Below are 13,978 nucleotides of genomic sequence, written 5' to 3' on the forward strand. Positions count from 1 at the left end.
ACCAGCACCCGGAATTTGTCTCCCAGATCCCCATAGCTGTTCGGAAACTTGTTGGTGTAGAGCAGTGCCACAATGCCTTCTTCGGGGTCTACCCAATAGGTGGTGCCGAAAATGCCTCCCCAATCATAAGTGCCTTCGGAAACAGGCATTTTGGCAGCGCTTTTTTCAGTAGCAATGCCAAAGCCCAACCCGAATTTACTGTCTCCCCTGTCTACTTCTCCAATCTGGTTGGTAGTCATGAGGCGTACGGTAGCCGGGCTTAACAGCCGGCGCCCATTATACTCTCCGTTGTTTAGCAGCATCTGTAAGAACACAGCGTAATCATGAATGGTAGAAGACAGGCCAGCGCCTCCGGAGAAATAAGAGCCATCCACTTTTGGAAAATCAGGATTTTGCCCCCCTCTGGCAGAAACAGGCTGTAGTTTTTTATTCTCTCCTTCGGTGTACAGTTTTACCAGGCGATCATGTTTTTCTGCAGGTAAATAAAACCAGGTATCTTTCATGCCGAGGGGCTCAAAAATGCGTGCTCTGAAGAACTGATCCAGTGGCTGTCCGGAAACAACTTCAATAAGATAACCCAGTACGTCAGTGTTCAAACCATAGGTGAAACGTTCTCCCGGCTGGTGGAAAAGTGGCTGCTTTGCAAGTGCAGTCATGGCGTCTGCAAGTTTGTTGTTAGGAGTACCAATACCGCTCGGGATGTTGTATTTGGCATAGATGGCTGTTGCCTCAGGGCCTCCAATGGAGGGGTAGCTGATGCCGGAAGTATGCGTGAGCAGGTCACGGATCGTGATTTCCCTTTTCGCCGGTACCGTAGTGTAAGTGGTGTCCTGCTTATTGAAGGAATCTAATACCTGTGGGTTCCGGAAAGCAGGAATGTATTTGGAGATAGGGTCGTCTAGCAGGAATTTTCCTTCTTCATACAGCATCATGACACCTACGCTGGTAATCGCTTTGGTCTGAGAGGCAATACGGAAAATGTCGTCGCGCTTCAGGTTGTCTTTTGCCTCTACGTCGCTATGCCCCACACTTTTATAGTATACAATTTTACCATTGCGGGCAATCATCCCAACAGCGCCCGGAATGTAGTTCTTGTCGACATACTCCTGTAGTACCCGATCCAGGCGTTGCAGGCGTTCAGCACTCATTCCTGCTTTTTCAGGTTTCGCCTCCTGTAGAGCAGCTGTCGTAGACTTCTGGGCAAACGTGAAGCTGAAGCACAGGCAAAGCAAAAATGTAAAGGTAATTTTATGTAACATATAGCTGCTTTTAATTAATATCTGAGGAGTAAGTTAAGAAAATTCAGTCCATGTTTTATGCTTGTATACTGCTTTTTCAGACTTCTGTGATTTTCCGGTTGTTTAATGCCATACATGGTTTAACAGGAGCAGCATATTATTCTGATAAATCACTTACCTGGCGATGCGGTTCCACATACACCTGTAAAAAAGGCTTATCAGGCTTTCAGGATCTTTGTGAAGTATTCTTCGATGGCCTCTGTGTTCAGCGATGATGTCCTGAAGCCGATATGTCCATCCGGGCGGATGATGAAAATGGCTTCTTTCTTCACGCCATAGGCACGGGCAAAGGCTTTGTTTTCTGAGTAGGTTCTGATAACCTGCACCTGTACCGGAAGCTGGACACGGTGTGTGAGGTGGTAACATACATCCTGTACAGCTGAAAATTCAGGGCGGGGCGTGGCAAGTAACAAAGTAAAGCTGCGGAGGCTAAAAAGGCTGTATATACTGCATTGTTTTCCGTTCGATATCACCTGTACATAGGGTGCCCTGTCGCCAGCCTGGGGCGCTTTACTGCTAAACCCATCTGATGCATCCTGTTTACTTAAAGAGCTGAATCTATATTTTATAGCAATTTGTGATATACGCCTGAACGCGCGTTTGCGAAGCCATTTTACTTTTACCACAGCATTGAACGCAGCTGGAAAAATGTGAAGCCGGAAAGTATTCATGAAAGGGCCTCGCTGAATCAGGAATTGAAAAAAGCGGTCGGTCGTGTGGATGAGGTTTTGAGCGATGACATGGCGTTCCTCGTGGTAAGTGTCGAGCAGGTGAGGGGTTGCCTGCCCTTTTAGCACCAGCGCCAGCTTCCAGGCCAGGTTATAAGCATCCTGTATCCCTGTGTTCATTCCCTGGCCACCGGCAGGGCTATGCACATGTGCTGCATCACCTGCCAGAAAAAGCCTGCCTTTGCTGAACGTACGGCTGTGGCGCGCATGGATTTTAAACACAGAAAGCCAGTCAGTGTTTTTAAGGTTCACTTTTACATGGGGGTTGGCATCTACAATCCGCTGCATGTCCTTCTCTGTAAGTTTTTCGTCTTCTTCTTTCCGGACCGCATCGTTCATGAAATTGAAAATCCTGTATTTGTGCTTCTCGCTGAAGGGGAAAAAGCCGGAGATATAGCCGGGCGCGAATGAGAAATAGATGCTATCATGCGAGAGTTGCCAGTCAATCTCGCTGTCGGAGAGGTAGAAGGTAGGGGAGAAGGTCTTTCCCTCAAAAGAAAAGCCGCCTTCTCTACGCACAGTGCTGCCAGCTCCGTCGCAGCCGATCACATAGTTAAACCGTAGCTTTTTCTCTTCTCCGGATGGAGCCCTGATGTAGGCGTTAACACCGTCCTTTTGTTCCTCTAACTGCGTCAGTTCATGCTCCCACAGTACCTCCTGGTTGTGTTTTGACAAAGCTTCTGCCATTAGCTGCTCCGTCTTGTTCTGTGCAAGTATAAGCAGGTAGGGGAATGGCGTTTCATTTGGTACCAAGCCTTCCAGGTTAAAAGTAACAGCTTTTTTCCCTTTCGACAGGAAGCTGAGCATTAGCTTAATGCTACCTAAATCCACAGCCTTTTCTGCTATACCTAACTGATCAAATATTTCCAATGACCGCGCCTGAACGGCGAAGGCCTTTGACTCGCGGGAAGGGTGAGCGTTCTTGTCAATTACGAGAAAGGGAATGTCCATTCTTGTCAGAAGATTCGCCAGCGTAAGCCCTGTAGGACCTGCCCCGGTTATTAGTACAGAAGTGTCTTGTAGCCCAGCCATAATTTTTTAACTGTATCGGTTAGAGAAGGTTGTAAGCCTTTATCAGGCATCTTTTACACCTGGTGTACCATTAACTGTAACAAGAAGCTGTTATACCTGACCTCTTTCCCCTCAAATTCGTAGCTTTGTCTTTAACCGATTCCGGAGATAGAAACAGAGCAGATGAATCACCCGAACACACCTTTGGCCGAGCGCATGCGGCCGCACAGCCTGGATCAGTACTATGGCCAAAAGCACCTTGTTGGCCCTACAGGCATTTTACGTCGTTACATTGAGGGGGGTGTTATCCCGAGCATGATCCTGTGGGGACCTCCCGGTGTTGGTAAAACCACGCTGGCCAACATCATTGCCAACCAAATGAAAGTGCCCTTTGTGGCGCTGAGTGCTATCAACTCCGGTGTAAAGGACATACGGGAAGTTATAGAACAGGCCAAGAAACGGCAGGGTACCGTGCTGTTCATCGATGAGATACACCGCTTTAATAAGTCGCAGCAGGATGCGCTGCTGGGGGCGGTGGAAAAAGGAACCGTTACCCTGGTTGGCGCTACGACCGAAAACCCTTCTTTCGAAGTAATTTCGGCTTTGCTGTCCCGGTGCCAGGTATACATCCTCAAGCACCTGACGAAGGACGAACTGATAGAACTGGTGGATAAGGCACTGGAACAGGATGAGTGGTTGCGCCACCGTAAGGTGCGGGTAGAGGAGTATGAGGCCCTGCTGACCATATCAGGTGGTGATGCCCGAAAGCTGCTGAACCTGCTGGAGATAGTGGCAGAAGGTGTGAAAGACGAAGAAGTGGTGGTGCGAAATGAACTGGTAAAGCAGGTGGCGCAGCAGAACATCGTGATGTACGACAAGTCCGGGGAGATGCACTACGACCTGGTTTCAGCCTATATAAAATCTATCCGGGGCTCTGACCCGAATGCGGCTGTTTACTGGCTGGCCCGCATGATTGAAGGGGGCGAAGACCCGAAGTTCATCGCCCGCCGCCTGCTGATTGCCGCTTCTGAAGACATTGGACTGGCCAACTCCAACGCCTTGCTCATGGCTACCTCCTGCTTTCAGGCGGTGCAGATGATCGGCTATCCGGAGGCAGAGATTATTCTTTCGCAGTGCACCGTTTACCTGGCTACCTCCCCTAAGAGTAACGCGTCGTATAAGGCCATAAAGAATGCGCGTGCATTGGTACAGCAAACCGGTAACCTGCCAGTGCCGCTGCACATCCGCAACGCGCCTACCAAACTGATGAAAGAGATTGGCTACGGCAACAACTATAAATATGCGCACGATTACGAAGGCAATTTTGTGCAGCAGGAGTTTATGCCGCAGGAGCTTAGCAGTACCGCCTTCTACCAACCCGGCCAGAACGGCCGCGAAAACGACATGCGCAAGCAACTGCAGGCGCAGTGGGGCAAAAAGTATGGATATTGAGAGTTAGAATGTTATAAAGTTAGAAGGTTAAAAAGTTAAATAGATCTGGAGTTTAGGTGGTGAAAAGTCTACTTGTTAAAAGGCTGCAGTTGTACTGATTTTTAACAGGATAGGTTTGGAATCTGATGATTCTATTCTTCCATATCAACTTTCTAAATCTCTAACTTTTTAATTTTCTAACTTATAAAAACTTTCTAACTCCCAACGTTTGTCTATAAAAATGTCGAGTTGGTCGAGAAGGTTAACACTAGATAAACAATTTGCCCTATTTTTGTATATAACTATAGAGGGGCGTTTACAGCCCCTCCAAAACGTACTATTATTAACCCAGATACGACATGTTAAATTTCCTGAAATATGTGCTGGCTACTATTGTTGGCTTGCTCGTATTCTTTTTTATCTCCATTCTGTTGCTGTTTGCCATTGCCGCCGCTTCAGCCTCTTCTGATGAAGTAACGGTAGCCGAGAATTCTGTGCTGGAGCTAAAGCTGGACAAGCCTATAATGGAGCGTGACCCGGAGAATCCTTTTGCTGAACTTGGCTTTTCCTTCGGCTCTCTCTCCAGTTCAGATGGTCTGGATCAAATCAAAGCCGCCATCCGCCGTGCCAAAACCGACGACAATGTGAAAGGTATCTTCCTGAACATGATTTTCGTGGATGCCGGTATGGCGAAGCTGGAGGAAATCCGAAATGAGTTGATTGACTTTAAAGAGTCTGGCAAGTTTGTGGTTTCTTACACCGATGTTTCTACTGAGAAAGCATACTACCTTTCTTCCGTAGCTGATAAAATCTACCTGAACCCAATGGGCACGATTGAATTCAACGGCATGAGTTCTGAGATGTTCTTCTTTAAAAGAATGCTGGACAAGCTGAATATAGAGGCCCAAATCTTTAAGGTGGGTACCTATAAAAGCGCTGTAGAACCTTTCTTTTTAGAGGAAGCCAGCGATGCCAACCGGGAGCAGCTAAACTCTTTCCTGAACTCAATTAACAACTATCAGCTACAGAACATAGCTGAGGCACGCGGTGTGGAGGTAGCAGAATTGAAGAACGTACAGGACAACCTGCTGGTGCGTGACCCTGCCGATGCCAAAGAATATAAACTCATTACCGATATCGGATACTTTGATGAGGCTATCAGCTATATGAAAAGTAATATGGGGATGGCTGAGGATGACAAGCTGGAACTGGTGCAGCTGTCTAAATACAAAAAGGTAAAAGATAATGTAGAGGTAAGTACTTCCAGAAACAGGATTGCTGTTGTCTATGCCGAAGGCGATATTGTGGACGGCGAAGGAGATGAAGGCAACATTGGTAGCCGACGCTTTACTGATGCCCTGCGCAAAGCCCGAATGGATGAGAATGTGAAGGCAGTAGTGCTGCGCATCAGCTCTCCGGGTGGTAGTGCCCTGGCATCAGATGTTATCTGGCGCGAGATACAGCTTACCAAAAAGGAGAAGCCGGTGATAGCCTCTATGTCTGATTACGCTGCCTCTGGCGGTTACTACCTTGCCATGGGCTGCGACACGATTGTGGCGCACCCGAATACCATAACAGGTAGTATTGGCGTATTTGGTGTGATTCCGAACATACAGGGCTTCCTGAACGAGAAGTTAGGCATTACCGTGGACCATGTAAGTACTGGTAATTTCTCTGAACAGCCAACCATTACACGGCCGATGACGGAGCAGGAGAAGGAGATCGTGCAGAACCAAATCGACCAGATTTACGAAACCTTTACGAGCAAAGCCGCCCAGGGCCGTGGCATGAACCAGGACCAGCTGAAAGAGTACGCATCTGGCCGGGTATGGTCTGGTGTAGAGGCAGAGCAGCGCAACCTTATAGATGTGTATGGTGGTCTGGAAACTGCCATTGCCATCGCTGCTAAAAAAGCCAATATAGAAGACGATTACCGGCTCAAAGCAATGCCTGAGCGTAAGTCTTTCTTCAATAACCTCTTCAGTGATTTTGGTGCGCAAACCAAAGAGCAGTCTATCAAAGCCGAGCTTGGTGAGTTGTACCCTTACTACAAATTGTATAAGAAAGTAGGTGACATGCAGGGAGCACAGGCCAGAATGCCTTACGACCTGACTCTTCAATAAGTCAGAAGAAACCTTGTGCTATAACAAAAAGCCGCTGCCAGATTCCCTCTGGTAGCGGCTTTTGTTTTAAAGCCCGCCTATTTTTTGCAAATTTACTGCAAAAGCAATACCAATTAGCAGCCTTTCGCAAGCCACCTTTTTTGACTGCGGATGCAGCTAATTGAAATTGAATTCGTTCATACACTCACTCAGGTTTTGTCTTTCTTTATTTAATTTTTCAAAATCAAAAACATATGATGCAGCTCTTACAGGAATCCACTTCTTATATACAAAGTAAATCAGAGGGTTTTGTGCCTGAATTCGGGATTATACTTGGCACTGGTTTAGGTGCACTGGTGAACGAAGTAGAAGTTTACCATACTTTGTCTTATGCTGATATTCCAAACTTTCCGGTGTCTACAGTAGAGAGCCATTCAGGTAAATTGATTTTAGGTTTGCTGGCAGGAAAGAGGGTGGTGGTGATGCAGGGGCGCTTTCACTACTATGAAGGGTATACAATGGAGCAGTTGGTTTTTCCTGTGCGCGTGATGAAGCTGCTGGGAGTAAAGAAACTGTTTGTATCTAACGCCGCAGGTGGTCTTAACCCACGCTTTAACACCAGCGACCTGATGGTGATTACGGACCACATTAACCTGCTGCCAGGCAATCCCCTAATCGGCAAGAATATAGATGAGCTGGGCCCCCGCTTCCCGGATATGAGCGAAGTGTATGACGAAGACATGATACGCGAAGCCATGGTGATTGCAGAAGATGCTGACTTCGACCTGAGCGAAGGAGTATATGCCAGTGCGCCGGGCCCCATGCTGGAGACGAAAGCAGAATACCGTTACCTGAGCATTATTGGGGCTGATGCTGTAGGAATGTCTACTGTGCCCGAGGTTATCGCGGCTCGCCATATGGGTATGCCAGTATTCGCTATTTCCGTAATTACGGATATGTGCACTCCAGACAGAATTAAAAAAGTGGTGCTAGCCGATATCCTGGAGGCTGCAGCCATAGCCGAACCTCGTTTGACCATGCTTATCCGGGAGCTGGTGAAGAGAAGTTAGAAAGTTTAGGAGTTAGAGGGGTAGAGAGTTAAACTGAAAGAGGTAAAAACAGTCTGTTCGACTGTTTTTACCTCTTTCAGTTTAACTTTTTATTTGTACAAGCGAGTCTGGAGACTCGTACCCACTGAACGTCACGGGATAGATTCCCGCGCCAGTCCGGGAGCGGTTGTAACACTCCTGCAGGGGCAAGCAGTATACCTTAACTCTCTAACTCTCTAACTCTCTAACTCTCTAACTCTCTAACTCTCTAACTCTACTGCCTTTCTCTGAACCGGAACGTGATACCCCAACTGCCTCTGAATATCATGTCTACTTCTGAGCCTATGTTTGTGAGTAACGCTGCTTCTGTATGAAAGCCAAACTGCTTCTTTTCAAAAGGGAAGACGCTTAATCCTACTGGTAGTAATACGCCACTAAACTCACCCAATCGTAAGCCTAGTCCGGCATCCAGGTAGTAGTCTTCTTTCCGGATAATTTTATAGGGAACAACCACTTCAGCGCTCATGTCTTCAGTGAAAACATCTGTGCTAAGCCTAAACTCAGGCGTCCATTTGCTGAACTCGTAGCCGACTGCTAGAAAGGGCAGGTTTGATTGGTGATAAGAAACGTTTATCTGGCTAAAGCCTTCCTTTGCTATGAATAGTGAGGTAAGCAGCACAAGCAGGAATATCCTTTTCTTCATGTGGGGGTATCAATAATATTTTTAGCATTCACAGCACAAAAAGGGCCGGCAAACAGGTAACACTGCTACAGAAAAAGCCAGGCGGAGCATTCCTGTCACAGTGAAGGATGCAGGTATTTAGAAACAGGAAAACCTTTCAAATTACGCCAGCGCGTTGAGGGCACTATGCATTCATCCCATAGGTAAGCAGGTTCCTTCCCTTTACTATGAAGATAACATAAATATATAGATATAATTTATATTATAGAATTACTGCCCCCTTAAAATCTCTGCTTGATAACGTCTTACTTTATGACAATCGTTTTGCGTTCTAACGCTAGGTTGGTGAAGATGCCGAGGCCACCCTGCACCGATGACCTGATTCTTGATGGCTGGGCAAAAGGGTTGCCGTTGGCATCCTTGGCATTGTCCGTAGAAGAGAGGAAGTCGTAGTACTGTTTTTCGATGTGGAACAGCGTAACAATAAGGTTACTATCCCGCTCATACCTATAGTTGGAACCATATGTTATCAGTTTGCCATTATTCAACTTGTCAGAACTGAACAGTTCTCTGTCTGAGTCATGGTTCAGGCTGTCGCGGTGCGTCATGTAGCGGTAATAGTTTTCTTTGTCGGGGTCATCCTGGAAAGTTGTCAGCAGCAGTGCTTCATCCTCATCATTAAATCGCCACTCGACCGTATCTATCGGCACTGACGGTAAAACGGTGGTAAAACCAGTTACTTTACGGCCTTTTCCGTCTGTTACTTCCAGGCCATAGATATCGCCTGGTTTCCCATTCATGATTTCTTCTGAACTATGCGTGTACAGGAACCCTGTACGATTATCCAGCCTCGGCTTATAGGTAAGATTAATGCGACGACCATTGTGGGTGATAACTACCTCCGCGTCTGGTACAAGGGGGGGAGTTGGAGCATCGAAATAGCTGGCGCTCTCCTGCACGGCTATGCGGTAGGGCTTGCCAGGCTCCAGGTAACCCTCTACCACCAGTTGCGGGTTATATGTTGGCAAGTCTATGCTGATGTCTTTATCCATGTCACAGCCATAGAAAGCAGCGATGAACGGCAGCAGGAAAAATAGGGTGTGCTTTAACTTCATTTAAATCTAAAATTATACGTAATTGACGGCACAAGCGGGAAAAGCGCTACCTGCTTTGCCTTGAAACCTAAGGTCTCTCTTCTTTCTTCGTCTCTTACCTGCTCAAAATATATAAAGTATGGATTACGGCGGTTGTACACATTGTACACGCTAAAGGTCAGGTCTGATTCACCCCGCTTCGGTTTCAGTTTTAACACAGCGCTTAAGTCCAGGCGGTGGTAAGGGGCCAGCCTGAAAGAGTTCCGATCTTCGTAAATCGGAATCACGTTGGGGTCCTCACCTTCCACATCCTGGAAAACAAAACGTGCCACCGGAATAGAATAAGCGTTGCCCGTGCCGAATACAAAGGCTCCTGTCACGCTCAGGCGCTTGTTGAGCTGGTGCAGCACCACTAGGCTGATATCGTGGCGTCGGTCGTAACGTGTCGGAAACCACCGTCCCTCATTGATGTCTTCCAGATCGTTTTCGCTGTCAAACTTCCTGTACGTCCAGGAGAGGGTGTATCCCAGCCATCCGGTCGTTTTGCCTTTGATTTTCTCCAGGTAGATTTCGTTGCCGTAGCTCTTGCCTATACCAAAGAGAAATTCATCCTGCAGGTTATCGTTCACGAAAAGGTTCGCACCATCACGGAAGTCCAGTTGGTTCGTCATCCACTTATAGTACACCTCGTTGGTTATCATATACTTGCCCCTGCCAAATAGCTTGTTAAGGCCTACTGCTACCTGTTGGGAGCGTTGCGGTTCTACACCCTCCGTAGACGGGTACCAGATATCTGTGGGCAAAGATGCCCCTGAGTTAGACACCAGGTGTACGTACTGCTTCATGCTGGCAAAGCTGGCTTTCAGAGAGGTGCTTTCGCTTAAGTTGTATTTAGCGGCAGCGCGTGGCTCCAGGGCAGTATAGGTTTTGCCGCCGCTGTTAAAGCCTGAAAACCGTAGCCCATAATTCAGCGACAACTGCGCGCTTACCTGGTAATCATCAGAGGCATACACTCCGAATTCTGTGCCTGAAAGGTTAGTACCTGTACTGATAGACTGGGTACTATCGCCAGACTCAAAGTTAAGGCGGCCGATGGTAAAATGATGGCTGGTAGCCATTGCACCAAACTTAATGCTATGCCCGCCCTTCACAAAGAGGTCAAAATCTGTTTTAAAAGTATAGTCCTGTACAGCAGAAGTTAGTTTTGCACTGAAAACGTCGATGGAATTGTTAATGCTATACCGGTAACCGGTGCTGTAGATAGAGGTGGTGGCGTACAAGCTGTTGTTAAATTTATGCCTCCAGCGAAGGGTGCCCATTGTGTTGCCCCAGTTAAAGTCAAATTTGAATCTGTCGTCGTTAAAGCCGAAGATGTCGCGGCCGAGGTAGCCGCTCAACGTCAGTTCATCGTTTTTGCCTACTTTATAGGTTAGCTTGCCATTCAGGTCGTAGAAATAGTAGTCTGGAATGGGGTCGTAATCTGCATTGCCTTCACTTAAACGGTTTATTTGCCGCGTAAAAATATCCACATACGTCCGCCGGGCCGACACTGTAAAATTGAGTTTATCTTTAATGATAGGGCCGTCTACTGTAAGGCGCGAGGCGATTAGGCCAATGCCACCTGTTGCTCCAATACGTTCATTGTTACCCTCGTTCAGTTTTACATCCATTACAGAAGATAGACGGCCTCCGTATTGAGAGGGAAACCCGCCTTTGTAGAGGTCCACACTCTTTACAGCATCAGGATTAAACACGCTGAAAAAGCCGAACAGGTGAGAAGGATTGTAGATAAGGGCGTCATCCACCAGCACCAGGTTCTGGTCTGGCCCCCCGCCACGCACATACATGCCGGAAGTGCCCTCGCCACCGGACTGTACACCGGGTTTTAGCTGTAGCGTCTTTACAAGGTCTACCTCCCCAAATAGTGCCGGCAGAAGTTTAGCCTCGCGTGAGGAAAGAGATTCCACGCTCATGCGGGTATCGTTCAGCTTCTGGCGCAGGCTGTTTGCCTCTACCTGCACCTCTTTCAGTTCCGTTTTAGCAGGGTCTAAGGTAAAGTTTATGCGTTGTTGCGCTCCGCCTGTAACACGGGTGCTACGCGAAAAGCTGCTATAGCCGATATAAGTCGCCTGTAAGTTATGCTCACCTTCGGGCAGGCTGAGTGTATAAAAACCTTCTTCGTTTGTGCTGGTACCAAGACCAAGTGCCGGAACGGATACGGTGGCTCCTATCAGTGGCTCGCCATTGTTGGCGTCACGTACAAAGCCGCGCACCTGAAAGCTCTGAGCGAGGACAGGTACTGTAAAGAGCAGTAAGAAAAAAATACTATAAAGGTGATAAAAGCGCATCAGGAAGCGATGGTTATACTTGTGTAGCTGTAATATTCATTAACGGAATACAGAATAAATAATTTTAGTTTAAGTACAGATTTAACCCATAAAAGTTACAAATGGTTTGTCTGTGAGATTAAATTATTTGAAGGTAAATAAAAGAAGCCGCACTATTGGTGCGGCTTTTGGTAAAATAATAAAACAGTAGGGTATTTAAAACCTAGGAACATAATGAAAATTATCCTTCACTGATTATGTGCGGCTGCCGCTAAGCTAATGTTTGGCCCGCCCGCCCGGCTTGTTAAGGAGGGCTTTGGGAGCAAAATTTTTCATAGGTTTATTTTATACTAATGGCGTTGTTTGTTGTGGCAGCAAATAGGTTCAGACTTCATTGTTCAACCAGGCTGCCCGAAGTGCTTTTTGCTCAGGTGTCGCGGTAGGGTCTGGCTCCAGCACGTGCAGCGACTGACGCTCGCGGGAAATCGCCCTGCCTCTCAGCTTCTTTTTCCTGATTTTGCCGCTGGAGTTTTCACGTCCAACCGTTATCGTTATTCTTTCGCCGGGTTGTACCTGCTGTAGTTGCTCTCCTATTACCTCCCGTATGTTCAGAGGAGTTATCTCGGTGCCGTTCAGTGCCAGTAACTGATCCCCTTCCCTAAAGCCCATTTCCTGTCCGAAGGCATCCATTTCATCTGTCTCAGCTATTATAATTTTATTCGCCTCCTCATCAAAGCCGGGTGTGAAATCGCCGTATGAGATGATCTGCTGTGTAGCTGTTGGCTCATACCGGATGCCAACCTTCCGGAACGTTTCATCCAGGGGGAGGGGCTCAGCGCCTTCTACATACCTGCTGAAGAACTCCCTGATTTCCGGGTACGTAAGCGCTGCAATCTTATCAAACAGCTCCTCATCCTTGAAAGCGTTCTCTTTACCATAGGTCTTGGCCAGGTCCAGCATCAGGTTGCGCAGGCCATACGTGCCTCCTGACAGCTCCCGCAGTCTTACATCCAGTACCAGGCCAATAAGTGCTCCTTTCTGATACACGTTGCCGTACTGGTCCTCGTACTCCTCCAGTACGTTTGCACTCATCTCCGTGAAAGGCAGGGTGTCGTTATAATAAGCTCTGGAAGTAACAATGTTCTCGCGCACCTTCTGAAGGTATTCGTTCAGGTCGATGAGGTCTTCGTAGACCTGAACATGTGAGGCAAAGTATTCTGTTACTCCTTCATACAGCCACAGGTGCTTCGACATTTGAGGGTTGATGAAGTCGAAGTTGCCGATTTCCTCAGAATGGATGCTGAGAGGCGTCACGATATGGAAGAACTCATGTGCGGCCACATCCCGGATGGTACTGCTAAACTGCTCCTCCGGCATCTCTGGCAGAAAGTATACCGAAGAATAAGAATGCTCCAGTGCACCATACGAGCCGGATTTCCCGACACGCTCGGGCACGTAAATCAGGAAAGCATATTTATCCACTGGCAGAGTGCCTCCTAAGTAGCTGCGCTGTGCCTCCAGAATACTCTTTACATTGGCTGCGATGGGCTCGGAAGTTACCCTGCCGGAAGGGGAATAGACGGATACCAGTACTTCTGTATCGCCAAGTTCCAGCACCGTCGTGTCCGGGCGGTTATACATCAGCGGCGAATCTGCCAGTTCCATGTAGTTTGGCAAGAGGTAATGATCAGAGGTGTCGGTAGAGACCACAGCCTGCAGCGAGGTAGAGCCATAGAAGTCTTCCGGCTTTGTGATGTTCAGTTGGTAAGGCACCTGCTTCATGCCTTCAAAGTAACCTACAAAGCCAAATGGGTTCAGCAGGAAATTCTGATTCTCTTCAATGTTGGTTCCGCCCGGCTCAAAAAGTACTTCTTCACGCCGCTGTGCATCAAAAGTATCGTCTACCCAATACGTGATGCGATCCAGGTCAGAGGCATTGCTGATCTGCCAGCGGTTTGTATCCAGTTGCGTTACAGCAAGCGTGTCTCCGGTTATGTTATAGGCTTTTAAATCTGTTACAAACCGGCCAAAGTCCGAAACAGAGTAAGTGCCCGGCACAATCTTCGGCATAATATAAATAATTTCGCTCTGGTTGATAGGAGGGGCCTGCAGGCTCACCGGTACCTTGTCGTCTCTTACTTCTGTCAGATCTATCCTTACAGTATACCTGTTGGTTACGGTGTCTTGCTGCTGGGCATATCCTGAAAAAAAAAGGCCTAAACTGAATAGGAAGAGTAGTGGTGTTTTTAGGGTCAT

Annotated in this window: 9 protein-coding genes; 3 read left to right on the forward strand and 6 right to left on the reverse strand. The window is 47.6% G+C overall.

What is annotated here, in order from left to right:
• Positions 1 to 1,259, reverse strand: a 1,259-nt coding sequence (locus tag DXT99_RS06265) for a serine hydrolase domain-containing protein (RefSeq protein ID WP_147294179.1), incomplete at its 3' end; no start/stop codon positions are given.
• A gap of 197 nt (positions 1,260 to 1,456) precedes the next feature.
• Positions 1,457 to 3,058: an FAD-dependent monooxygenase gene (locus DXT99_RS06270; RefSeq protein ID WP_115564690.1), complete on the reverse strand. Its 1,602-nt coding sequence runs from the start codon at positions 3,056 to 3,058 to the stop codon at positions 1,457 to 1,459.
• Between the two features lie 162 nt (positions 3,059 to 3,220).
• Between DXT99_RS06270 and DXT99_RS06275 the strand changes: the two genes are divergently transcribed.
• From DXT99_RS06275 to DXT99_RS06285, 3 genes are all read left to right on the forward strand, one after another.
• Positions 3,221 to 4,489: a replication-associated recombination protein A gene (locus DXT99_RS06275; RefSeq protein WP_115564691.1), complete on the forward strand. Its 1,269-nt coding sequence runs from the start codon at positions 3,221 to 3,223 to the stop codon at positions 4,487 to 4,489.
• Positions 4,490 to 4,827: 338 nt separating this feature from the next.
• Positions 4,828 to 6,591 (forward strand): signal peptide peptidase SppA, encoded by a 1,764-nt coding sequence (gene sppA, locus DXT99_RS06280; protein ID WP_115564692.1) that lies wholly within the window; start codon positions 4,828 to 4,830, stop codon positions 6,589 to 6,591.
• 236 nt (positions 6,592 to 6,827) lie between these two features.
• Complete coding sequence (locus DXT99_RS06285) at positions 6,828 to 7,640, forward strand: purine-nucleoside phosphorylase (RefSeq protein ID WP_449577941.1); 813 nt, start codon at positions 6,828 to 6,830, stop codon at positions 7,638 to 7,640.
• Between the two features lie 253 nt (positions 7,641 to 7,893).
• Here the strand turns inward: DXT99_RS06285 and DXT99_RS06290 are convergent, their stop codons facing one another.
• The 4 genes from DXT99_RS06290 to DXT99_RS06305 form a co-directional block, all read right to left on the reverse strand.
• Entirely contained in the window at positions 7,894 to 8,322 is a 429-nt protein-coding gene (locus DXT99_RS06290) for an IF-2B domain-containing protein (RefSeq protein WP_115564694.1), read from the reverse strand.
• Between the two features lie 284 nt (positions 8,323 to 8,606).
• A complete protein-coding gene (locus tag DXT99_RS06295) occupies positions 8,607 to 9,416 on the reverse strand; it encodes a DUF4249 domain-containing protein (RefSeq protein WP_115564695.1) in 810 nt (269 codons plus the stop codon).
• Positions 9,413 to 11,743: a TonB-dependent receptor gene (locus tag DXT99_RS06300; RefSeq protein ID WP_115564696.1), complete on the reverse strand. Its 2,331-nt coding sequence runs from the start codon at positions 11,741 to 11,743 to the stop codon at positions 9,413 to 9,415. The genes DXT99_RS06295 and DXT99_RS06300 overlap by 4 nt, the downstream gene beginning before the upstream one ends.
• Positions 11,744 to 12,106: 363 nt before the next feature.
• Complete coding sequence (locus tag DXT99_RS06305) at positions 12,107 to 13,978, reverse strand: M61 family metallopeptidase (protein WP_115564697.1); 1,872 nt, start codon at positions 13,976 to 13,978, stop codon at positions 12,107 to 12,109.

The organism is Pontibacter diazotrophicus (assembly GCF_003367245.1).
Taxonomy (GTDB): Bacteria; Bacteroidota; Bacteroidia; order Cytophagales; family Hymenobacteraceae; genus Pontibacter; species Pontibacter diazotrophicus.